Raw genomic sequence first — 23358 nt, forward strand, 5'->3', positions numbered from 1 at the left:
CCTAAAGGGTGCCCGCTTGCGCTTTATTATGCGCAAGCGGGCACCCTTTAGGGCGGGGGGCTACGCTGAGTACTACTCTTTCAACCTCTCTACGGCGTCAGCACCACCTTCACGCAATCTTCTTTTTTCTCGCGGAAAATTTCGTATCCGTGGGGTGCTTCGGATAGCGGCAGGCGGTGGGTGATGATATCGTCGAGCACTACTTTACCTTCGACAACATATGCCAGCAGTTTGTCGATGTGCTTCTGGGCGGGAGCCTGACCACCTTTGATGGTGATGCCTTTGTCGAATAACTGATGTAGCGGAAAATTGTCGAACGGTGAGCTGTATACGCCCAGTATCGTGACCACGCCGCCGCGACGAACGGCGCTCATGCAGGCTAATAGCACTTTGTCTGAGCCTTTCTCGAGGTTGATCACTGCCTTCGCCCGGTCGAGTAGGCTCCGGTCGGGTTCGAAACCGACGCATTCCACGCACACATCAGCACCTCGTCCGTTGGTCATGGCGCGAATTTGCTCGACCACGCCGTCGGCATCTTCCCACAGAATGGTTTCTACTTTGGCGGTTGCTTTGGCTTTGTCGAGGCGGTATTGCACGGTATCGACAATGACCACCCGCGATGCACCGCGTAACCAGGCCGATTTCGCGGCCATAATACCCACCGGACCGGCTCCGAAGATGGCAATGATTTCACCACCTTTCACGTCGGCCCAGTCGATACCGGAATAGCCGGTCGGGAAAATATCGGTCAGGAAAAGCGCCTGCTCATCCGTCAGCGAATCGGGAATGATACGCGGGCCAAAGTCAGCGTAGGGTACGCGCACGTACTCGGCCTGCCCACCGTTGTAGCCGCCATAAATATCGGTATACCCAAATAACGCGCCGCCTTTTTGGGTCAGCAAACCACCTTCAGGGCCATAATGCTCCGGGTTCGAGTTTTCGCAGTGACCGGGCAATTCATGGTTACAGAAGTAGCAGGTGCCACAGGCAACAGGAAAGGGCACCACCACCCGGTCGCCCACTTTCAGCTTGTTGCCAACGCCTTTTCCTACTTCTTCCACAATACCCATAAACTCGTGTCCCAGTACCATGGGCCTCGGCTGCGGTATACTGCCGTTGTAAATGTGCAAATCAGAACCGCAGATAGCAGTGCTGGTCACGCGGATAATGGCGTCGCGCCCGTCTTCAATAATCGGGTCAGGAACGGTATCGACGCGCACGTCTCTCATACCGTGAATTTGTAAGGCTTTCATAACGGATACCTGTTGTTTTGGTACTGGTTTGACCCTTGAACCAGCCTATAGTCTATTTGTTCTATTGAATCATACTACTTTTCATATATCTCGATGATACATCCTGATTGAACAAGGTAACGGCCAGTGTCAGCAGTCTGATTATAGCTGGCTGGGTACGTTGGGGCAACCCGGTGCAAAGTCAGTTGTCAAAAAATTGAAATTTTCTAAAAACTGCTGTCCGATTTTGATTGGCCTATTCGTCTTAGGGGCGAAATCAGGTAATTTTCAACCAACCAAATCAGTCTACATGGAAAAGTTCATGCTCATTTTTCACTCGCCCCAGTCTCAGGAAGTTGCCTACCAGCAACAATCGCCCGAAGAGATGCAGGCCGAGATTCAGAAATGGAATCAATGGATTGGCGACATTGCGGCGCAGGGGAAAATGATTGGCACCGAAGCCTTGATGCCGTTTGGCAAGGTGATGACCAACGGTGGTCAGGTTGTCACAGACGGGCCTTTTACGGAGGGCAAAGAGATTATTGGCGGTTACACGCTGGTAACGGCTGCGAGTGTAGACGAAGCCGTAGAACTGGCGCAGGGATGCCCCATGTTCGATATGGAAGGCGGTTCGGTAGAAGTTCGGCCAGTCGTTAATTTCTAAGTCCAGTTATGCCAGCACCGACCGAATCCGGCGAATTAGTTGCCCATCTGTTTCGCCACGAAGCGGGTAAGATGACGTCGGTGCTGGCCTGTACCCTCGGATTTGACCGGCTCGACCTAGCCGAAGATATTGTGCATGACGCTATGGTTCAGGCCTTACAAAGCTGGCCTTTTCAGGGTATTCCCGACAACCCGCGTGCCTGGCTATATCGGGTGGCCAAAAACAGAGCGTTGGATATAATTCGACGTGAAATCCGCTTTCGCGAAATCAGTTCATCAGTCGATTACCTCCGCCAGCAGGATACGAACGACGATATGGCACAACCTCTTTTCTTCGACGAGGCCATCACCGATAGTCAGTTACGGATGTTGTTTGCCATTTGCCACCCGGCTATTTCGCCAGAATCGCAGACGGCCATGTGCCTCAAAATTCTGTGCGGTCTGAGTGTTCGTGAGATCGCCAATGCCTTTTTAACCAGCGATGATACGATTGCCAAGCGGATTTATCGGGCAAGAGAAAAGATCAAACAGGAGGGCATTCAACTGAACGTACCCACCGGAACACACCTGACATTCAGACTCGATTCGGTGCTAAAAAGCATCTACCTCCTGTTCAACGAAGGCTACAACTCGTCGCACCCTGATACCATCATCCGACAGGATTTGTGTCAGGAAGCGATGCGGCTGACCTTGCTGCTTACCGAAACCCCACATACGCATACGCCCGTCGTTGATGCATTAATGGCTCTGATGTGCTTCCAGTCGGCTCGTTTCGATGCCCGAAGCAATGCCAACGGGGCCATTATTTTACTGGCCGACCAGAACCGCAGCCACTGGAACCAGCTTTTGATTCGGAAAGGCCATACGTACCTCAACCGTTCGGCCGAAGGGGAAACGCTCAGCGAATACCACCTCGAAGCTGGCATTGCCATGCTTCATTGCAGCGCTCCCTCCTACGCGTCCACTAACTGGCCCGTCATTCTACATTATTACGACTTGCTGATGACCCATAAACCATCGCCCATTGTTGCCTTGAACCGGGCCGTGGCGGTGGCTGAAGTATCTGGTCCGTCGGTGGCTATTACGGTGGTGAAGAGCCTGGGCGGTCTGGAAAAAAACCACTATTTCCACACCGTTCTGGGCGATCTGTATGAACGAAACGCCCAACCAATTCAGGCTCAACACCATTACCAACAAGCCTTGCAATTGACGGTTTCGATACCAGAGAAAGAATTACTGACACGTAAGCTGACCCGCCTGACCTAGCTCCTTAGCAATTTAATTAGTTGACTATCAAAGCATTTTTACGAATAACGATGAATAAACTCGTAATCCCTTCGGGGTGCCCTGTCAATAGAACACAAGCACACGAAATGGGATAAAGCTCCGTCGGAGCGGCTTGAACTAAGCTAGAAATGTCCAATTCAATTGATAAAGTATTATCAGGTTGGACTTTACCATCTATGTTGGCAGAGTACAATTCTAGGCCGCTCCGATGGAGCTTTATCCATCTCGTACACTTCTGTTCTCTTGACAGGACACCCCGAAGGGGCTAGGTGAAGACGTCGTGGAACTCATAACGACAGACCCTGATTGAACGAGATAGGCCCGTTATCGTTGCGGTGGGTTGCGCTTTGCCCAGTTATACCCGGCAATGGCTATTGAAATCATTACGATACCCACAATAAGCTTTTGCCTGGCCATGCTGCCCGTAGGATTCTCACTGCCGATAATGTGCACAAACTGAAGCACTCCTATCGCGAGGCAGGTGCCAATTACAAACTTGTTTCCGTTAGTCATAATCAGACAGGGTTGCGTGCAAAGCAGGTTTATGTCAAGACAGAACCGCTTCACAATATACGGGTACGATGCGAGAACCGGCGTTGCTTCGCGCCTGACACGTTAGGCTTAAAAGGTTAGAGCGGCTTATATTGTGGGGTAGATTCCGTAGCCCCATCATTCATTCTATTATATGCTTACACTAGCCCAACCTACCCTTATCGGCCTTTTTCTGATAGTATCTAGCTTTTTCGCATTTTCAGGCCATCCCCCAGCTGACTCTACCGACGTTCAACTCCGTGTCCCGCTCGGTGGCAATAGCTGGGTGGTGGGTAAATCGGCCGTTATTTCGAAAGAAGGGCTAACCGGCTGGTCTGACCCATCCAGTACGATTGATACCTATGTTCGTTTCGAAAAGGCGGGTACGTTAACGCTGTCAGCCAATCTACGCGTAATGACAGGCAAGAGTCGGATTCGCGTGACCGTGGCGGGGCAATTAAAAGAGATTGATGTAACAGGTAACGCCCTTGCTGACCACCCACTTGGGCAGTGGGCGATCGCTAAACCTGGGTACGTTAAAATCACACTACAGGGAGTAAGCAAAGCGGGCAAGACCTTTGCGGAGGTAGTCGATTTGGGTGTCAGTGGCGCGCTTGTGGATGCACAGACTGCCTTTGTGCGTAGCAATGAGGGCAATTTCTTTTACTGGGGTCGGCGGGGGCCATCTGTGCACCTGCGTTATCCGGTGCCGACGGGGGTAGAAGCCGAGTGGTTTTACAACGAAGTCACGGTACCTAAAGGCAATGACGTGATCGGTTCGTATTACATGGCTACTGGTTTTGGCGAGGGGTATTTCGGTATGCAGGTCAATTCGCCAACCGAGCGGCGTATCCTGTTTTCGATCTGGAGCCCGTTTCAGACCGACGACCCGAAAGCGATTCCTGATGATCAGAAGATCAAACTCGAACGTAAAGGCCCGTCTGTGGTCACCAACGAATTTGGGAACGAAGGGTCTGGCGGTCAAAGTTTTTTACGCTATAACTGGCAGGCGGGGCAGACCTATAAATTTCTGATTCACGCCAGCCCCGGCCCGGATGGATATACTACCTATTCGGCCTATTTCGGAGCAGTTGGCACACCCAACTGGCAGTTGATTGCCAGCTTCAAACGCCCAAAAACCCAAACGTACCTGAAATCACTCTACTCCTTTCTGGAAAATTTCGAGCCCGAAACAGGCCATATTTCGCGTGAGGTCGAATTCTCGAATCAGTGGGTCAGAAGCCGGGATGGGCAATGGCTGGAATTGACTAACACCCAATTCACCGGAGACAATACAGCCCGAAAAGCCTACCGGATGGATTATGCCGGTGGTCAGCGGAATGGTCGATTCTTTCTCCGAAACTGCGGCTTCTTCGACGATTACACACCCCTGGGCACTCCGCTTTCCAGAGTGCCTGCAGCAAGAAAACCCACCGTCGACATACCTGCTTTACCCTGAAAGAGGCAGCCATAGTTTCAGGAACGTACCTGATGGTCAGTCCAGATTCTTCGATGGAATGGTATAGGCCGATAACCCAGCAATCAGTAACGGAACCGAGAAGAGACAAAACAGCAGGGAGAAACTCAATCCGGCGTCTGACAACACCCCAAAAAGGGCTGGTCCCAGAATGGCCCCGAATCGACCGACGCCCATGGCCAGTCCCACACCCGTTGTCCTTATGGCCGCCGGGTACACGCGGGACGCCGTTGGGTAATAGCCGTTGAAGCCTCCCTGTACGAAAACGCCGATGAAAAACGTCATCACAAACATGAGCAGGTAAGTCATTGGCAAACTGGCATATAGCACCATAATGCTGAAGGCAATGACCATGAAGGCCAAAACTAAGCGGCGAAGTCCAACGCGAGCCACCACAACGCCAAAAATCAGGCTACCGGAAAACGCACCCAGGTTGAGCGCATTACCAACATAGGTGGCCAAGTTAAACGGCATACCTGCTTCTTTAGCCAGGGTTGGCACCCAGCTCATCAGGGTATACAGCGTTATAAATCCAAAGAAAATGCCCACCCAGAGGCGGAGGGTAGAGGCACGGTATTCGGAAGTAAATAAAGCCGAAATTGGCACGGTTGACCGAATGTTCGTTGCGGCCGGCAAAAGTGCAAGCGTTTTATGCCCCATGCGCTTTAACAGTCTGTTGATCTGACGGTGGGCATGTTTGGGCTGACGACCCGCCAGAAACGCCAGCGACTCAGGCATGAACAAAGTAATGCACAACAGCATCAGCGCCGATACACCACCTGCCGCCAGATAGGCCGACCGCCAGCCAAAGGCAGGAATGGCCCATGCCGTAAAAAAACCCGCCAGAATGGCTCCGATGGGCCAGCCCGCCTGCACCAGCCCGACGTTGAAATCGCGCCGTTTGTTGTTGGAAAATTCCGCCGCTACCGCCGCCAGATTCGGCAAAATACCACCGATGCCCAGGCCAGTGATGAATCGCATCAGCAGCAACTGATAATAGGCAGTTACCGCCGATGAGAGTAGCATACCCGTTGTGATGAGGCTCAGCGACAGGATAAACAGCGAGCGCCGACCAATTTTATCACCGAACGGAGCCAGAAAAAAGCAGCCAACGGTCATACCTGCTAGTCCGATGCTGAAGATATAGCCCAGTTCACTTTTCGACAGCCCCCACTCACGGACAATTTCTGAACCAGTAAATGACACGACCAACACATCGATTCCATCGTTCATGTTCAAAATAAAACAAATGGCAACCATCATTACCTGAAACGGGCTCATCGGCTGGTGATCGATCAGGTTTTTCAGATCAGCCTGAACGGTTTCGGCAGTAGGCGATTCGGTTAAAAAAGACATACAACAAGAGACGGTAGGTAAGGCAACACGCGACTACATTCTGATCAACACTTTGCTTTCCTCACCCAGCGCGGCTGTTTCCAGCGCGTGTTGCAGCTCATCGAGCGGTGTTTGTTTTGAAATGATAAATCCCGGCCGAATTACTCGTGAGGAGATCAGTTGCAGTGTCCGGCGAAAGTCGATCGGATGATCATACACAATCGAGGGTACTATGTGAATGCCTTCGCGGGCAATTTTTAGCGGCGTAAACGTGGCGGCACTTCCCGATAAGCCAACCAGCACAATCTCTGACCCACGCGGTGCCGCTGCCGTGGCGAGCGATGCTGTAACGGCAGCACCGGCACATTCAAATACGGCGCAGACATCATTGGCCAACCAGACGTTGGCTGTCTCGACACGTTGTTCGTCGGGGTTATTGGTTAACGGTACCGCTATGGCACCCATCGACTCGGCCAAATTCCGTTTAGTAGTGCTGATTTCGGTAACCAGCACCCTATACCCGAGCGCCAACGCCAGGTGGGTGAGCAATAGCCCGATCGCACCCAGCCCAATAACCGCAATGGTATCGCCCGGTTTCGCACTCGAAGCCAGCAGGGCATGTACGGCTACAGCCATCGGCTCAATGGTCACTGCGTCGGCATCAGTCACAGAGTCAGGTACGTGCCAGCAAAAATCGGCGGGTAACACAATATAGTCGGCAAAGCAGCCTGACTCATTCACGCCAATTACCCGTTTATTGATGCAGATAGCACCACGACCCGACCAGCAATACCGGCACTGATGGCAGGGAATATTGGGCTCAATCACCACCCGTTCGCCCACCCTGCGCCCCGTCACACCAGCACCAATTTTATCGATGTACCCAAGCCCTTCGTGACCGATAATCGTGGGTTTTTCGAGCAGACGATGGCCCAGAAACAGGTGTACATCCGAGCCACATACGCCAACCATAGCGAGTTTCACCCGCACCTCACCCGTGCCGGGTTCGGGGATCGGTATGTCCTGAATCCTGATCTGATGGGGTGATTCGAGAAAAGCTGCTTTCATAAATAAAATGCGGCAATGAGTTGAATCAGCCCTGTTTTCTAGTTCGCCTGTTCCACCTTAAAATGAGGGTTATAGATAATGCCCAGTGTATTGCCAAAGGGGTCGTTCAGGGTAGCTACTATAATGTCGCCACCCACGTGTTGCGGTTCCTGTTGGGCCGTAGCACCCTGGTTCAGTAATAGTTGCCAGGTCGCCTGTACATCAGTGACACCCCAATAAGTCACCGGTGTTCCCTGGCCGGGTGTCAGGTCAGGGTCCAGCCCCAATTCGTAACCACCCACATTGAAGCCTACGTAGAAAGGCTCGTCAAAGTAGGGCTCTATGCCCAAAAATGTTGTATACCAGGCTTTTGCCTGTTCGAGATTGGGCGCAGCATAAATGGTTGTTCGCAGACCGAGTAAGGGTGTTGCCATTGTGTTGTTGGAATAGTCAGAGACAAAACACGGTAATTCACGTCAATTTAGACAGAAAGTTGTGCAGTTTCTCCCATATATCGACCTGTGGAAGTAATTGCAACCACGAGCCAAGCAGGAGCACGGTCCACCAGAAACCGAGTTGCCGCCGGGCCACTACGTTAGTCCACTGACTAATCCAGACAGCGAGGAACACGAATAACGGAAACGTTACGGGAGCCATTAACCGGGCGTTGGGCCCACTAAACGGGCTAAAAAACCGTAGCGTGACCAGTAAAACCAGGTACGTTGCCCCGGCAAAAAGCAGCACACGAAGCCACTCACGATCAGCGGGCAACCAGTTGGGTAATGTGTGGCGTTGCCCGCGAATTCCAGGCCAGATCCAACGAATCAGGGCAATCTGCACAACCAAGCCTACGACGACCAGCCAAATGGACTCACCGGGTATAAAATCACGGAGAATCAAGGCTTCATTTACCACCGCCACCGCCACTAAAGACGCGATCTTTGTCGGTGATTCGGTTATTTCTACAAACCGATCGCCACCAAAAGGCGATTGTGTCAGCAGACTGTTTAAAATGAAATACCCCAACATGAACAGTACCGAACTGACAGTATAGATGAGATCGTTCCGCCTGCGCAATCGGGTCATTGTCCAGCTATCACGCCGGTATGTATGTATTGCCAGCAAGGCATATACCAGTACCACGTACCCACCCACGTACCTGAGCAGGAAGAGGCCTATTGTCAGCAAAAGCAGTTTGGTAACGTACCTAACCTGTTTCAACACAAGCATATTCAGTTCAGGCGGTTGAGCGACAAACCAGAGCCATTCAACCAGCAGCAGCAGAAACGGCCATTCCGACCAGGTGTAGGTCAGGATGCGTACAAACCCGCCCAACAGCATTACCGAACTCACCCACAACGTGCGCCGGGCACCAATTCGGTGGCGCCAGATGAGCAGGAAAATCGCAATGAGCAACAGATTCAACAGCTTCGAGGCAACGAGGAGCGACGTACCGGTAACCCTGGCCATTAGGCCGATCAGCAACGGATAGCCGACCGGAAAAGTACTCTCCCACCCTGCCGACACATGCCCGTACTGATCACCATCGAGCCCCACGAGCCAACCCGCAAACGACAGATAATAGGTCGAATCGGTGCTGGTAAAGTGGTTTGAATTAACGTAACTGAGGCCACCAATCAGACCGACGAGGAGTAACCAGAGGCTCAGCAACCAGCCATCGTCCCGCGTCATCGTAGCAGTACGATTCGGCCCGTCAGTTGCTTTTTGGTGGACCCTTCAAACGTACTATAACCCGGCAGATCAAGTCGGTAGAGATACGAGCCCGCCGCCATGGGTACGCCCGTATCGTTGGTGCCGTCCCACACAAATTCGTTGGTGCCTAAGCCAGTTGGAAGCTGAACAGTACGCACCTCACGCCCGGTCAGATCGAACAGGCGAAGGGTGGCCGGTTGCGGAGTCTGACTCCCCGTGAGCACATACCTGATCGTGGTTTGGACAGCAAACGGATTCGGCGCAACCGATATCGCCTGGACCACCGCCTCCTGCTTCACCACAAACCGAATAGCGTAGGGTTGCGCCCGGTTGCCGCTCAGGTCACTGCCGTACACTTCCAGCGTATACACGCCGTCGGGAAGTGGTTGCGCCGGTCGGTAATTGAGCCGGAACGTACCTGCATTGTTGCTCCAGTTAGCGTTGTTAGCCGACACGAGTAGCTTCTCAAACGCACAGGGCTGCTGCCCGCAGGGACGTTGCAGATACAATTCCAGCCCGGCTGGATCGGTGCGGAACAGGCGTGTATTCTCGTCGGCCACCAGAATACTAATAGTAGGTTGCGGAGCCACAAACGCGTCGTTGGCAATGCGCCGCCCATCAAAGGCCACCTCGACCACCGGGGCCGTGTTATCTACTTCGAAGGGAAGGTTAGCTAGCTGACCATCGCTTTTTACCTGAAGACTATTGTTGTCTTTTCGCTCTTCCTCTATACCGCCATCCGGGTCGGCATGTAACTCAAAAAACGTATTGGCCAGCGTGGTAACGGGCAAGCTAATACGGAGTGTATCGGCATAGGCGGCCGCGCTCACAGCCTGTTTTTGTTCCTGTAGTAATTGTCCGTTGGCCGCGTACTGCCGGATACGTACCTCGGGGCGCTGACTCATGCCCCGTCCCAGATTGAGCACCACGGCCGTCAGCGACACCGAGTTGGGCTGAGATTTCACCTGCACGCCACCCTCCAAAAAAGTAAGGTCGGGTCGGGTGAACGGGAACAGCCGCACGGCCGGGTCACCCTGAAGCGTGATCTGTTCAGCATTTGTTTTGTCATAGATAGACGTGTTGGTGAGCATATACCGCCGAATAGTTTCGACCTGAATTTCGCCGAACGTCCGGCTATACCACGTGCTGTCGGTCATAACGGCATACAGGTTATCAGTATATGTTTTCAGCGGACTTACAAAGCCGTTGTAGGTATGGGCTAACGCCAGAATCGCCCCCCGGTCGGGCGTCAGCACCCAATCGGAAACAAAGGTTTTGGGACCAAAATAGAAGTTACCCGACGCACAGCCATTGGCCAGCAATAGCGGATAACGGCCTTTGTTGCGGTAGCCGAGCCGGTCATTGCTCACGTACCCAATGTCGATGTCGGCCACGTCGAGGCTCGAATGGCCAAACATGGAAATGATGCCTGTTCCTTTGTTCACCTGATCCACGATAGGAATATTTTCGACTGGGTCATCCGTTCGTTTCGCTACGGTTTCTACGGTAGCACACACGTATTTCCGGATGATATCCTCCGCAAATTCATCGACAAAAGCGCGGAACAGGCTCAGTTCATAGGCAGATCGGCCACCGCTTAGATGCAGCATTTTTTTGCGCCACGGGGCTGTACTCGCCGCCGCTTCGTGCTCTTTTACTTTATTCAGGTAATCGAGCACCTGCTGAGGCTGGGTAACGTTGAGCCGTCCAACGGCCACCGCCGGTACGTAGTCCGGGCGGCCGGCAATGCCCGTCACTAGGGCCAGATCAGAACCCGGCCAACCGCCGCTCGGTACCATGTCGAGACTGGCAGCAAGCGGATTTTTTCGAACGCCCTGCGGGTCGCGCGACTGCCCGACGAGCAACAACGCTTTTGGCGACCCATTCCGGCTAATGAAATCGGCAAAGCGCCGAATGGCTACTGCATTTCGTTCGCCGTAGCTAAACTGGTTGTATAACTGATTGGTGGTTACACTCAGTGTATCGTAGCTTCCACCGGCCTTTGATGCGCGGTAGGCCGCATAGTCAGCCACGGCATCGGGCGAGGCAGCGGTAGGCACGCGCAGAGACGGATGCGCCACGATCAGGAAATTGGCTTTAGCCGGATTGATTGTCCGAAAAGCGACCCGCTCTATGCCGACAATTGACAATATGGCACTAACCATCACTAGTTTTCGAGCTACGGCCGCTTCCCGAACCACACTCGTCCAGGTGCCGCTTGTCAGTGAACTGTTGACCAACGTACCCGACAGCACCGACGTTTGCCCCGGCACGGTGATATCAAAAATCCGGCCGGTAACAGGTACGTTAGTCAGGCGCAACAACGCCCGACCACCAGGTGCCGGGTTGGTTGTAAACTCACGGTAGGTGTAGCCACTCAAGTCAGTCTGATGCGGATAGCGAGCCAGCAGGTAAGCCATCGACACGTCATCATCCGCATTTTGCGGACTCAGGCTACAGATCACCCGGCCATTATCGGCTACGTCGGTGGCTGAAAGTGGAATCGTCAGCGTGTTCGGGTCATAATTTCGGCTCTGAACCAGATCCAGCGTTCGGGGACTGCTGCCCCGCCCCACCTGCACCTGCACCACATGCGTAGTGGGCGTTCGGCCAATGTACTGTACCGTCAGTGTGGGCGTAGCCAAACTCGTGCTGACTAGTTTCGAGAGCGTCAATGCCTGTTCATAGCGCGCTTTCGACCGGATACTCGCGCCCATCCAGCCTTCGCCCACATCGTACGCCGTTAGAATGGTTCCGTTGCTGTAGCCTGCCCCCATCGGGTAGATGTTTCCGGCGGGATACTGATCGGTAAATACGCGCAGCTCCTCGGCCCACACATAGGTTTCGGGCGTCAGCGAGCCAACGGCCAGGTCAGTATAGCGGGTCATGCGCTTCCCGGCTTGCCCGTCGAGGCGGGCGGTCAGGAAATAAGCGGTGGTATCGGAATAGAGGCTGTAATACGGGTGAGGCTGAGCCGATGCCGGCCGGTAGAGCGCCGAATCGAGCGTACCGTCGTTACCGTTTCCGAGAAAGTCGATGTAATCGGCCGTATCGAATTTTCCGTCGGTTTCGCCTTCTACCAGAATAGCCTGTTCAACACCCCGGTGAAAAAGTTGGAGTGTTCTAGGATCCAGACTTGTGAGGGGAACACCTGCTTTTTGCAAATCGGAAACTGTAATCCGGTATAACCCTTTCCGGGCCACGGGTATCTTGTAGTAGGTCTGCTGAGCGTTAATCCACTCGTTTCCGAATACGGGTTTTTGAGCGGCAGAAGCAAAACTGAACAGCGTGAAGAACAAGCACAGGTAGATGGATAGTCTCATGCGGTGGTGGGAAAACGACTTTCCAAAGTAAGGCAATTCAGGAGCTTATGCCTAAACACACAGCACAAATTGGTAAGTATTGATTCGCTCTTTATCCCTTGTTATTCACCACTCATCCCGAAAACATAATCTATTTCATCAAGTACCTTGCATCACAAAGTACCTTAGTGTATGTTTGTCCTATCCATTGACCTATGACCCACTAAGGCTCATGAATATTGAAAACGCGCAGGTCCAGATGCGAAAAGGCATTCTGGAATTCTGCATCCTGCACATCATATCACGTGGCGAGATTTACGCTTCTGATATGCTCGACGAACTGACCTCGGCCCGAATCATGGTAGTGGAAGGTACGCTTTACCCCCTGCTGACACGACTGAAAAACGCCGGGTTGCTCGATTATAAATGGGTGGAATCGACCTCAGGGCCGCCCCGCAAATACTATATGCTCACCGAATTAGGCCGAAATTCGCTAGAATCGCTGAACGAAACATGGCAGGAGCTGTCAGACTCGGTAATGCTGATTGTCAACCGCGCCCAGGCAAACGGCACACAGGTGGCTCCGCCCACGCAGGTAGCCGTAACGGTACAACCTGCCCCTTTGACCAATTCTTCCACCGAAGCGGTCGATATTGTGATGCCTGAACCTAAACAAGATCAATAAGCCCCCATTACAACCATGAAAAAGACCATCAGCATCAATATCAGCGGGGTGATCTTCCATATTGAAGAAGACGGCTACGAGAAACTTAAAAGTTATCTCCAGTCGATTCAGCAGTATTTTTCGACCTACGATGACAGTCAGGAGATTGTTACCGACATCGAAAACCGCATTGCCGAAAAGCTACTCAATAACCTGAAAGGCGATGATAAAACGCCCGCCCGGCAAGCCGTTACGCTCGAAGACGTGAATGGCCTGATTGCCAAAATGGGCACCGTGGCCGACTTTGAAGCCGTTGAAAATGACGAGGTACTGGTTACAGGCAGCAGCCGCGCCAAAACCAATCCGACGCCACGCCCCAATGCACCTGAAGACGTACCCGGCAAAGAGAAAACTACCAACGCCCCACCACCGGGCACCAGCTACAGCTACAAAAGCGGTAAGTACGAATACGCCTACCAGCGCGATGCCAACACCGGCAAAACGCAGTCGTCGTACGGATACAATGGCCGGAAACTGTCTCGCGACCTGCGCCACAAAACGCTGGGCGGTGTAGCCGCCGGACTGGCCCACTACTTCCGCATCGACCCGGTCTGGATTCGCGTGTTGCTGGTCACACTCGTCATCGGTTTTCCAGCCCTGAGTAATGGTCTGTTTAATGACGGGCGCCTGTTTGGTTCACTCTCGGGCGTAACAATTATTGCCTACATCCTGCTCTGGGCTTTTCTGCCCGGCGATGCTACGCTGGAAGCCGAAAAAGGCATTCGGAAGTTCTACCGCAACCCCGACAACAAAGTGCTGGGCGGCGTAGCCTCCGGTTTGGCCGCTTACTTTGGCGTCGAGATCAGCATTATCCGCATTGCCATGGTGGCCACCGTATTCATCGCCGGTTTTGGTATTCTGGCCTACATCGTGCTTTGGATGGTAGCACCCGAAGCCCGTAGCCTGACCGAAAAAATGGAGATGACCGGTAAACCCATCACGCTCAGCAACATTGAAAGCAGCGTTAAAAGCAACCTCAACGTGGCCGAAACCGCGCCCGAAAGTGGTTTGACCCAACTGTTGCTTTTCCCCTTCCGGGCCATTGCCGCCATATTCAGTGCCCTTGGAAAACTGTTTGGCAAAACACTGGGTGGACTAGGCAGCGTGATACGCATTCTGTTTGGCCTGCTGCTCATGTTGGTTGGCTTTAGCTTAGTTATTGCCTGCCTGACCGTTTTAGGAGCGGGCATTGGCGTACTGGCCGGAACGAATTTCGGTGATGGTGATGGTATTCCGCTCTCTATTCTGCGCGAAGACGCCAGTTTCATCACCCTACTATCGGGTTTTACATTTGGCTTTTTGCCCAGCGTAGCTTTGGGGTTGACCGGATTGATTGTGATTACCCGCAAGTCATTCCTTACCGGAAACACCGTGCTTACGTTGCTGGCCATTTGGGTAGTTAGCGGCGTTATTCTGGCCTCTACCGTTCCGCAGATTGTGGGCGAATTTAATCGACGTGCCAAAGTTGAAACCTCATTGGTACTCCGCCCTGCCAACACGCCTACGTTTGCCCTCAACGATACCGATAACGATAACGAATTCCGCTCTCGTCCCCGCATTGAGCTACTGGGCTATAACGGTACCGAAATTAAGGTTGAGCTGGAAGCAGCGGCACGCGGCCGAAACCGGGAACAAGCCGAGGCCAATGCCCGCGAGATCCAGTACTTGCCTGTAGCCAGGGATTCGACCATGACGTTCGATGATACCTACAACCTGCCCGACGATGTTCGATTCCGCAATCAGGAGCTTCAGGTACGTGTCTACATTCCATACGGAAAACCGTTCCGAATGACGGAAGAATTTGGTGAGTTTATCAGCAACCAATTCGACCGGAAAGAGCTGAATGACATGGCTACCAAACTGTGGCAGTTTACACCAGAAGGGTTGAATGGTGTTGGCTTTGAACGAACGATCGACCGTGACAGAGACAACGATGATCGCGATGATGACGAAGGAAATGACGACGAAGTAGATGTTGACGTTAACGGCGAGTTAACCCGCTCGTTGCTTCCCGCTTCAGGAACAGCTATTGCACCGCCAACTGCCGTGGCCATTTCAGGCAACTTCGGGGTTCGTTTTCAGAAAGGATCTACTTTCAAAGTGGAAGGCTCAGGCAGCGAAGAGGGGTTGAACCGGGTGACACTTACCACAGAAGACGGTAATCTGCGGGTTGAACAGCGGGAAAACCCCGAAGGCAACACCGACCGGATTGGGCTTATCATCACGGTACCTACGCTTCAGGTGCTCCGCCTGTCGGGCCGTTCTGAAGCGCGCCTCACGGAATTCGACGAACTAAGCGCCCTAACCCTCGATTTATCGGGAGAAAGTAAAGCGTTTGTAAAGACTACGGCCAAATCGATCACGACCGATCAGACTGGGGCCTCGAGCATTGTGTTGCGCGGAAAAGCCACCCAACTGCAATCGACCCTGTCGGGAGCGAGCCGGTTGCAGGCCACGCAAAGCCGCGTTGAGCGAGCTGATGTCAATGCAGCAGGAGCTAGCCGTGCACGTCTTGGCGAGGTAACAAACCTATCGAAAAAGACCACTGGCAACGGGCAGATCACGCAAACCAAAAGCCGGGATTGAGTACCTTTACAGGGAACAGTTATCAGTTATCAGGGAACAGTTATCAGTAAACAGTTATCGACTTCGTCAAGTGAGGAAAGCTAACTGCTTATTGATAACTGTTCCCTGATAACCGATAACTGTTCCCTGATAACTGATAACTGTTAACTGATAACTGACTCATGCCAACCTGGTTTATCGGCAAAATACGCTACCAACAAACCGACGATTCGGCCGCGGTGGATACCCGTAAGGATGCCTCTGCTGAATTGCCGAAAATGAAAACAATCAACGAAACGTACCTGATCGACGCCGTTTCGTACACCGATGCCGAATCTCGTTTATACCGCATTGTAGCCGACAATACCCCTGAATTTGAGATTACCGCCATTCGTCCCATGCGGTTGAGTGATGTTTTCCACGTCGAGGGTGGCGATAACTGGTACAAATGCAAGACCTTCTACATGACCGAAGATGACAAAGGCCGGGCCAAAAAAGTCCTGAGCACGATGCTCATCAACGGCTCCAATCTTCGCGAAGCGCATCAACGCCTGGTCGATAACCTGAGCACCATGCTGGTTCCGGTCGAAATTACGGATATCAACCTGACTCCCATTCTGGAGGTAGTGCCGCACGACGCCCTGCCGCCTGAAGTACCCGCCAATTTGAAGCCCTTGGCTCAGTTGGAAGCAGCGGTATAATAATGTTCAACGGAGCGTTGCTCCGTTAAGCTGTAGAGACAAAACGGCTTGTCTTTTTTTATCCCTATAGCCTAACGGAGCAACGCTCCATTGAACAATTACTCCGCCTCGTGATACACCAGCACAGGGACGTTAGCGGTTGAGAGCAGCTTCTCGGTTGGATCGGTGCCCATCAGGCCACCCAGAAAACCGGTTTCCTTACGCTGCACCACAAACAGATCCGGTTTTGTTTCGTCGATCTGCTCGGGGGTAATCACCGTTAGGTGAGCGTCGAATGTATCGATAATTGCAGCGGTTTGATCGCTCACCATCTGTTGAGAGATATGCTGCTGAAGCACATACGCCACCGACCGGAATGCCACTGAAATTGGCTCCTTACCCAGTTCACTTTCTGGAATAAACAAGACCGGGCACGGAGCCTGCCGGGCCACATCGTCGGCTGAACTACCGGCCAATCGGTCGAAAAACGTGGTTATCGTGCTGCGTTGGGTAATCAGCAGGTCAGGTTTGTATTCACGGGCAGCATCGACAATACTGTTCTCTATATCGCCAACCCGCCACTCGCCCACCGCGTCGAGGCCTTCGTTGCGGAATTGCTCAACAAGTCTATCCAGATGCTTTTGACTGATCGTTTCCAGATCAAGTACTGCTACTGACCCCATTCCCGGATCGGCAAACGTAGAAAAAGACGTGTCGGCTACCACAGGCTGGTACACGTGTAACACAATAACCCGGGCCTCCCAGGCACGGGCCATCAGATTCAGGTACGTAAACGTGGTAGAGGATTGATCGAAGAGATCGGTTGGGAAGAGTATCGTTTTCATAAGTGGATTTCATGAAGAAAGTCACTCCCGCAACTCCCCAACAGACCGGATAGTTATGCAACCTTATCCTATGCTCTTGCCCTTGTTCAGTCCTCGTAAAAGCAAAATGCCTTTCTCTAGTTTTAGTTAACTCTGTCAACGATCTCGCGTTGTACTGTTTAATCCAACTCTTTAATAGGTAACAACAGTATGACAACGTACGAAATAATTGCGGCACGCGGCCTTATCGCCTGTTTAGCAATTGGTATTATGGCCAGTTGCAACAACAACGACTCGAACACAACAGAGCCGACTACAAGGGCTACGGCCAACATCATTGACACAACTGGACGGTCGGTAGGCACGGCCAGTTTTACCGAAGAAACCAGCGGAACTGTATCTATGGTCGTGAGCGTAACGGGCCTGCCAGCCGGGCAGCACGGCATTCACTTCCATATGATTGGCCGAGCCGATCCGGACACGGCATTTATGACCGCGGGCGAACACTTCAACCCTGATAACAAACAACATGGATTAAGCAACCCTGGTGGCGCACATAACGGCGATTTACCCAATCTGGAAGTCAACGCGCAGGGCGTAGGTACGTTAACAACCTCCACCGATCGCATTACCCTATCGCAGAGTACAAAAACGGTTTTTGATGCCGATGGTACTGCCCTTGTCATCCACGCCAACGCCGACGATCAAATTACTGACCCGTCGGGTAACAGCGGTGGCCGTATTGCCGCCGGTGTAGTAACCCGGCAGTAAACGTTTGTGGCTGTGGTTGTGTCAGTGTATAATTCTGATCAAAACATAGCCCAACATTTCTTTCTATCTATTTCTGTAACAGTTTAGGTAGCGTGTATCGCCAGGACCCAACCTGACGTTTTTTTGAGTCCCCGACCCGATCGAAGGCTACTCAACGCTCGAAGAGCAGCCAAGCAGTAATCCACCTGCGGTGGTTGAGTGTACTTTAGCCGGGTCGGGGACCTCTATGCCTGTCAGGTCAGAGACCTGACCACACATTATTTAAACAATTACCTATTTTTTTAACAGACGAGCCAGGTCGGTTTTAAAATAAAAGCTGCGATTAAGCTCCATGGGCAGGTAATTTTCTGAGAAATGAACAAAGTTTAGGTTGGGCATTTCCAGGATAGCAGCGGGGATTTCACTAAACCGATTCTTGGTCAGATCCAGGGCAACTACCTTCAAATTCTTCCAGAATCCACCCTCTAAGCCAGTGATGCCGCAATTGCTAAATGTCAGTTGCTTCAGATTCGGCAACCCTGCGGCCAGTTGTAGTCCGTCTAATCCATCAAACTGCTGTTGATTCCGCACTGTCAGTGTCTCTAACTCACTGCACTTTACCAAACTGGCGGGTAGCGCAACTACCCGTCCCTGTCCCTGAGTCAGCCCTGCCCGCGTACCACCGTCCAGCGTGATCGTGTTCAGTTTGGTAAGTTGACCGATTGATTCGGGTAACCCGATAAACCGGCTGCCTGTCAGACTGAGCATTTTAAGTTGTGAGCAGTTGGTCACTTCAGTGGGTATCGTCAGCATCATGTCGCTTTCGACATACAGATAGTTTAATGCGCTGCACTGACCCACCGTCTCCGGTATGGCTTCCAGTTGTGGCAGTTTCAAACCCAATTGCGTTAAATTCGATAAGTTACCCAGCGAACCGGGCAACCGAACAATCGGGTTATCACTCAGCCCTAAGGCAGTTAGTTTGGTGAGCCGACCAATTGTTTCGGGTACTTCACGAAGTTGGTTTTTCCCTACCGTCAACTGGACGAGACCGCGCAACGACCCGATAGAGGACGGCAACGTAGTCAACTGATTTCCGCCCAGCACCAGCGTACGCAGTGAGTCGAGTTGCTCTATTTCGTTAGGTAACGCGGTGATTGGGTTTTCGTCGATAAAAAGCTGACGCAGGTGCTTCATCACGCCTATCGATCCGGGCAACGTCGTTAGTTGATTATTGCTCAAATACAGATCCTGAACATGGATCAGATGCACCGGAAAACGGCCTATACTGTTGCCGAAAGCCGCAATGATCTTCAAATTAGGCAACGTACCTAGTTCCCCGGCCAGAGACGTTAGTTGATTTAAGGAAACGTTCAGTTGCTTCAATGCCGTGAGTTGCCCGACAGAAGCGGGGAGCGCCGTCAGCTGATTTGTATCGACAGACAGACTGGTGAGCGAGGTCAGCTGACCAATAGAAGCGGGCAACGAGGTCAACTCACACTTACTGGCACTCAGACGAGTCAATCGACTGAGTTTACCGAGGGCGTCGGGGAGTTGATGAAGCGAATTTTTGTCCAGTATCAACTCTTCCAGTGCAACCAGTTTGTCCAAATCGGCAGGCAGCGCCTTTAGGTCGGCATCGGGTATTGACAGGAACATAAGGCCCGCATTAGCCAGTAGACTAGCTGGAAACGCCGCTAGCTTCACCTTTTCGAAGGAGACTTTTTTCAGCGAGGTAAGACCGAGAAATGTTGAATCCAGCGATACAACCGAGGGCGAAGTATTGTTCGAGGCGGTAAACGAGCGAGGCGCCTGTACGAAAGGCTGCCCATTTAAGTGAAGTGTTTCAAGCCGAGGCAACTTGCCCAGCCGAAGTCGGTCTATGGACGAAGCCGTAACATGGAGCGACTGCAAAGCGGGAAGAACGTTCAAGCCCGCTGTCAGATCGTTACAGTCGGCATCGGTAATGATCAACTCCCTCAGATTCGTCAATCCGCGAAAGGCGTCGGCATAATTCTGAAACATTACCCAACCGGTGATCGTGAGCTTTTGAAGTCCCCGAAGCGCCGACAGTTTAGGGGTCAAAGGCAACTCCTTCCTGTTCAGCGCCTGATGGATCGTTAGCGTAGTAAGCCGGGGCATGGTGGCCAGTGCCGTACATACCTGACCAAGCTCGAGTTCATCATAAATCAATACCTCTTCAACCGACTGCAATTTTTCCCATCCCTTCATCGGAAATGGCTTGTACACGTTTACTCTACTAGTGGAGATAATTTCTCCTTTGGCATTTCTCAGGGTTGTGAATGAATTCGGTCCATTTGCCACGCCGCTGATCATAATTGTTTTCAGCGTTGGCCAGGTGGCTAGTATCGGCAATAGCGGATCGATATTGACACTATCGAGCAAATGTATAGACAGGTACGTTGCTGGCGGAATGGTTCTGAGCGCTTCCCAGTCAATAGGCTCTTTGGTTGAAAATTCGGCGTAGAGTCGATACGCTTCGTTTTTTTGACTGGCCAGCTTACCGGCGAGATCCGAGAAGGTAGTATAGTTTGTCAGGCGGGGAGCCGAAACGAAACTGTTGCCGGACTTGGGGCTGTAAACCGGCATGAAGATATCGCTTTGCTGCGCTGAAGCACCACTTGAAAAACAGATGAGCCAGGAAACGATTACGAAGAAGAGCCGGTTGCTGCCACGGTATCCTTGCATAGCTTTGTACGATTGCTGATAAAGGCAGCAAGTTAAGTAACGATTTCAACGAATAGTTAACGAAATGTCATTCGCCTCCGATATTGATTCAACGACGCTAACACCTGCCCAGCAGGGCTTTTTCTTTCCCGCCGAATGGCATCCGCACGTGGCTACATGGCTTACCTGGCCGCACACTGAAGCGTCGTGGACCCGCGATCGGCTCGAACTCATGATGCCCGCTTACCTGGAATTTATCAAAGCAATTTCAGAAAGCGAGCAGGTGTGCATCAACGCGCATAGTGAACTGATCATTCAACAGGCCACAATGCGCCTGCACATGGCCGGGGCCAACATGGACCGCATTACGCTGCTGCCTTTCCCGACCAACGATTCGTGGTGCCGCGACCACGGCCCGGCGTTCCTGATCAATCCGGCGAAAAAAGAGCGCATGATCGTGAATTGGGGCTATAATGCCTGGGGCGGCAAATACCCTCCCTTCGACCGCGACGATCTGTTGCCCACGGCCATTGCCCACTACCGCAAGCTGGAGTACGTAACACCGGGCATTGTCATGGAAGGCGGCTCGGTAGAGTTCAATGGGGCCGGAACGGTATTGACGAGCCGGGCCTGTTTGCTCAACAAAAACCGCAACCCGAACTTATCACAGGCGCAAATTGAACGCTACCTCTGCGACTATTACGGTGTGCAACAGGTGTTGTGGGTAGAAGACGGCATCGTGGGCGATGATACCGACGGCCACATCGATGATACAGTTCGTTTTGTAAACGAAGACACGGTAATTGCCGCCATCGAAACGAATCAGAATGATGCGAATTACGCGCCTTTGCGGGAAATCCACCACGAACTTCGGCAGATGCGATTGCTTAACGGCAAGCAACTTAACATTGTGGAGCTACCCATGCCCGACCCGGTTGAAAGCGACGGTCAGCGGCTACCGGCATCGTATGCTAATTTTCTGATTACCAACCAGTCTGTAATCGTACCAACATTCCGCTGCGCTAAAGACCAACCTGCCCTCGACCTCATCGGTCAATGCTTCCCCGACCGTAAAATCATCGGCATCGATTCCACCGAAATCGTGTGGGGACTCGGCAGTTTCCACTGCCTAAGCCAGCAGGAGCCGGTAGTTTAGTTTGTGGTTTGTGGTTCGTAGTTTGTGGTTGCGCTGCTGAGGGTAAGAATGGTAACTCAGCAGCGCAACCACAAACTACGAACCACAAACCACAAACTTTTTTATAATGGTCCCGTAACCAGCTCACCCTCCGTAGGCTGGGTTGTTTTTTTATCCGTGAAGAAAAAGACGAAGAGAAGCAGCACTACTCCCGCAATGGCGGCGGGCACCATCCAGAATGTGGTGTAATCGATGCCCGTTGGTGTTTTGGCCCAGTCTTTCACGAAGCCGGACAGATACGAGCCGATGCTCATACCGATGCCGTAGGTAGCCAGCGAAATCAGGCCCTGCGCCGACGAACGAATGGAGTCGCCCGCTTTCTGGTCGGTGTAAATCTGCCCCGTTACGAAGAAGAAATCGTAGCAAACGCCGTGGAGAATAATGGCGAGGTAGAACATCCAGATACCCGCGTCGGCATTGCCGTAGCCGAAAAACAGGAACCGGGCAATCCAGGCCACCAAGCCGATGATCAGCATCTTTTTCACCCCAAACCGGGTGAAGGCAAACGGGATCAGCAGCATAAAAATCACCTCCGAAGCCTGCCCCAGCGACATGACATTTTCTACGTTTTTCATGCCCGAATCGGTCAGGGCCGAGTTGGCCATGGCGTAGTAGAAGGACAGGGGAATACAGATAAGCACCGACGACAGGAAGAAAATGGCGAACGACCGGTCTTTAAAAAGTTGGAACGCATTCAGGCCCAGAATCTGGCTGATTGAAGCACCTCCGGTTGCTTTGGGCGGCGTGTTTGGCAGGAAAAACGAGAACACACCCAGAGCTACCGACATATACATCGACAGTTCGAAGATGGCCACCTTGTCGCCAAAACCGTAATAGCCTACAATGTTCGTTACCACAATCCAGGCTACGGTACCCAAGACCCGAATGCCCGGAAATTCTTTTTCAGGGCTCACCATTTGCTGCATGGCAATAGACGAGGTCAGGGCCAATGTGGGGGCGAAGGTGATGCAATAGACCAGCAGTGCCCAGAAAAACTGATCCGGGTCAGTGACATCGATCAGGAAATAGAGGACGGCTGCCCCCAGTAAATTAAGGATGCCAAGCACGCGTTGAGCTGCAAAATAACGGTCGGCAATCATGCCTACGAAGAAGGGAGCCACCAGCATGGCTAGCGAAAACGTGGCGAAAGCAGCGCCCTGCTGCACGCCCGTAGCGCCCATACTTTTCTCCATGTACTTGGTAACCTGTCCGTACCAGGCACCCCAGATAAAAAACTGAAAAAACATCATGGCCGACAATTGCAGGCGGGTAGTCAACGACATCAGGTACGTTCGTTTAGGGTGTATTGCTTGTAGAAGGTCGAAGCTACGTATAAAACGGATAA

Annotated in this window: 18 protein-coding genes; 8 read left to right on the forward strand and 10 right to left on the reverse strand. The window is 52.3% G+C overall.

Annotated features, from left to right (window positions below):
* Positions 1 to 89: 89 nt before the first annotated feature.
* Entirely contained in the window at positions 90 to 1253 is a 1164-nt protein-coding gene (locus ACAW87_RS10885; protein ID WP_370723421.1) for a zinc-dependent alcohol dehydrogenase, read from the reverse strand.
* 289 nt (positions 1254 to 1542) lie between these two features.
* Here ACAW87_RS10885 and ACAW87_RS10890 point away from each other — a divergent pair, with 289 nt between their 5' ends.
* Both ACAW87_RS10890 and ACAW87_RS10895 read left to right on the forward strand, forming a co-directional pair.
* Positions 1543 to 1896, forward strand: coding sequence for a YciI family protein (locus tag ACAW87_RS10890; RefSeq protein ID WP_370723422.1), 354 nt, complete (start codon positions 1543 to 1545; stop codon positions 1894 to 1896).
* Between the two features lie 8 nt (positions 1897 to 1904).
* A complete protein-coding gene (locus ACAW87_RS10895) occupies positions 1905 to 3161 on the forward strand; it encodes an RNA polymerase sigma factor (protein WP_370723423.1) in 1257 nt (418 codons plus the stop codon).
* A 345-nt stretch (positions 3162 to 3506) separates the two neighbouring features.
* Here the strand turns inward: ACAW87_RS10895 and ACAW87_RS10900 are convergent, their stop codons facing one another.
* Positions 3507 to 3695, reverse strand: a complete 189-nt coding sequence (locus ACAW87_RS10900) for a hypothetical protein (protein ID WP_370723424.1) — start codon at positions 3693 to 3695, stop codon at positions 3507 to 3509.
* A 172-nt stretch (positions 3696 to 3867) separates the two neighbouring features.
* Here ACAW87_RS10900 and ACAW87_RS10905 point away from each other — a divergent pair, with 172 nt between their 5' ends.
* Positions 3868 to 5172, forward strand: coding sequence for a DUF3472 domain-containing protein (locus ACAW87_RS10905; protein ID WP_370723425.1), 1305 nt, complete (start codon positions 3868 to 3870; stop codon positions 5170 to 5172).
* Between the two features lie 36 nt (positions 5173 to 5208).
* Here ACAW87_RS10905 and ACAW87_RS10910 read toward each other — a convergent pair whose 3' ends face one another.
* From ACAW87_RS10910 to porU2, 5 genes are read right to left on the reverse strand one after another with little or no spacing between them, the layout of a single operon-like run.
* Complete coding sequence (locus tag ACAW87_RS10910; protein WP_370723426.1) at positions 5209 to 6546, reverse strand: MFS transporter; 1338 nt, start codon at positions 6544 to 6546, stop codon at positions 5209 to 5211.
* Between the two features lie 33 nt (positions 6547 to 6579).
* Positions 6580 to 7593 carry a zinc-dependent alcohol dehydrogenase gene (locus ACAW87_RS10915; protein WP_370723427.1) on the reverse strand — a complete coding sequence of 338 codons (1014 nt, stop codon included), beginning with the start codon at positions 7591 to 7593 and terminating at the stop codon, positions 6580 to 6582.
* Between the two features lie 38 nt (positions 7594 to 7631).
* The gene (locus ACAW87_RS10920) at positions 7632 to 8006 is read right to left on the reverse strand and encodes a VOC family protein (protein WP_370723428.1); all 375 of its coding nucleotides are present in this window, start codon (positions 8004 to 8006) and stop codon (positions 7632 to 7634) included.
* Positions 8007 to 8043: 37 nt separating this feature from the next.
* Positions 8044 to 9264 (reverse strand): hypothetical protein, encoded by a 1221-nt coding sequence (locus tag ACAW87_RS10925; protein ID WP_370723429.1) that lies wholly within the window; start codon positions 9262 to 9264, stop codon positions 8044 to 8046.
* Positions 9261 to 12608 (reverse strand): putative type IX secretion system sortase PorU2, encoded by a 3348-nt coding sequence (gene porU2, locus ACAW87_RS10930; protein ID WP_370723430.1) that lies wholly within the window; start codon positions 12606 to 12608, stop codon positions 9261 to 9263. Before porU2 ends, ACAW87_RS10925 begins: the two co-directional genes overlap by 4 nt.
* A gap of 211 nt (positions 12609 to 12819) precedes the next feature.
* On the opposite strand from porU2, the gene ACAW87_RS10935 reads away from it, so the two are divergent.
* From ACAW87_RS10935 to ACAW87_RS10945, 3 genes are all read left to right on the forward strand, one after another.
* Positions 12820 to 13272 carry a PadR family transcriptional regulator gene (locus ACAW87_RS10935; RefSeq protein WP_370723431.1) on the forward strand — a complete coding sequence of 151 codons (453 nt, stop codon included), beginning with the start codon at positions 12820 to 12822 and terminating at the stop codon, positions 13270 to 13272.
* A 15-nt stretch (positions 13273 to 13287) separates the two neighbouring features.
* Positions 13288 to 15897 (forward strand): PspC domain-containing protein, encoded by a 2610-nt coding sequence (locus tag ACAW87_RS10940; RefSeq protein ID WP_370723432.1) that lies wholly within the window; start codon positions 13288 to 13290, stop codon positions 15895 to 15897.
* A gap of 161 nt (positions 15898 to 16058) precedes the next feature.
* Positions 16059 to 16577: a DUF4494 domain-containing protein gene (locus ACAW87_RS10945; protein ID WP_370723433.1), complete on the forward strand. Its 519-nt coding sequence runs from the start codon at positions 16059 to 16061 to the stop codon at positions 16575 to 16577.
* A gap of 98 nt (positions 16578 to 16675) precedes the next feature.
* On the opposite strand, the gene ACAW87_RS10950 is transcribed toward ACAW87_RS10945, so the two are convergent.
* Positions 16676 to 17401: a universal stress protein gene (locus ACAW87_RS10950; RefSeq protein WP_370723434.1), complete on the reverse strand. Its 726-nt coding sequence runs from the start codon at positions 17399 to 17401 to the stop codon at positions 16676 to 16678.
* A gap of 189 nt (positions 17402 to 17590) precedes the next feature.
* Here ACAW87_RS10950 and ACAW87_RS10955 point away from each other — a divergent pair, with 189 nt between their 5' ends.
* Positions 17591 to 18151, forward strand: a complete 561-nt coding sequence (locus ACAW87_RS10955) for a superoxide dismutase family protein (RefSeq protein WP_370723435.1) — start codon at positions 17591 to 17593, stop codon at positions 18149 to 18151.
* Between the two features lie 273 nt (positions 18152 to 18424).
* Here the strand turns inward: ACAW87_RS10955 and ACAW87_RS10960 are convergent, their stop codons facing one another.
* Positions 18425 to 20839, reverse strand: a complete 2415-nt coding sequence (locus tag ACAW87_RS10960) for a leucine-rich repeat domain-containing protein (protein WP_370723436.1) — start codon at positions 20837 to 20839, stop codon at positions 18425 to 18427.
* Between the two features lie 64 nt (positions 20840 to 20903).
* Between ACAW87_RS10960 and ACAW87_RS10965 the strand changes: the two genes are divergently transcribed.
* A complete protein-coding gene (locus ACAW87_RS10965) occupies positions 20904 to 21974 on the forward strand; it encodes an agmatine deiminase family protein (RefSeq protein WP_370723437.1) in 1071 nt (356 codons plus the stop codon).
* 101 nt (positions 21975 to 22075) lie between these two features.
* On the opposite strand, the gene ACAW87_RS10970 is transcribed toward ACAW87_RS10965, so the two are convergent.
* Positions 22076 to 23296, reverse strand: a complete 1221-nt coding sequence (locus ACAW87_RS10970; RefSeq protein ID WP_370723438.1) for an MFS transporter — start codon at positions 23294 to 23296, stop codon at positions 22076 to 22078.
* Positions 23297 to 23358 lie beyond the last annotated feature (62 nt).

This window comes from Fibrella aquatica (assembly GCF_041321135.1).
In the GTDB taxonomy this organism is placed as follows: domain Bacteria; phylum Bacteroidota; class Bacteroidia; order Cytophagales; family Spirosomataceae; genus Fibrella; species Fibrella aquatica.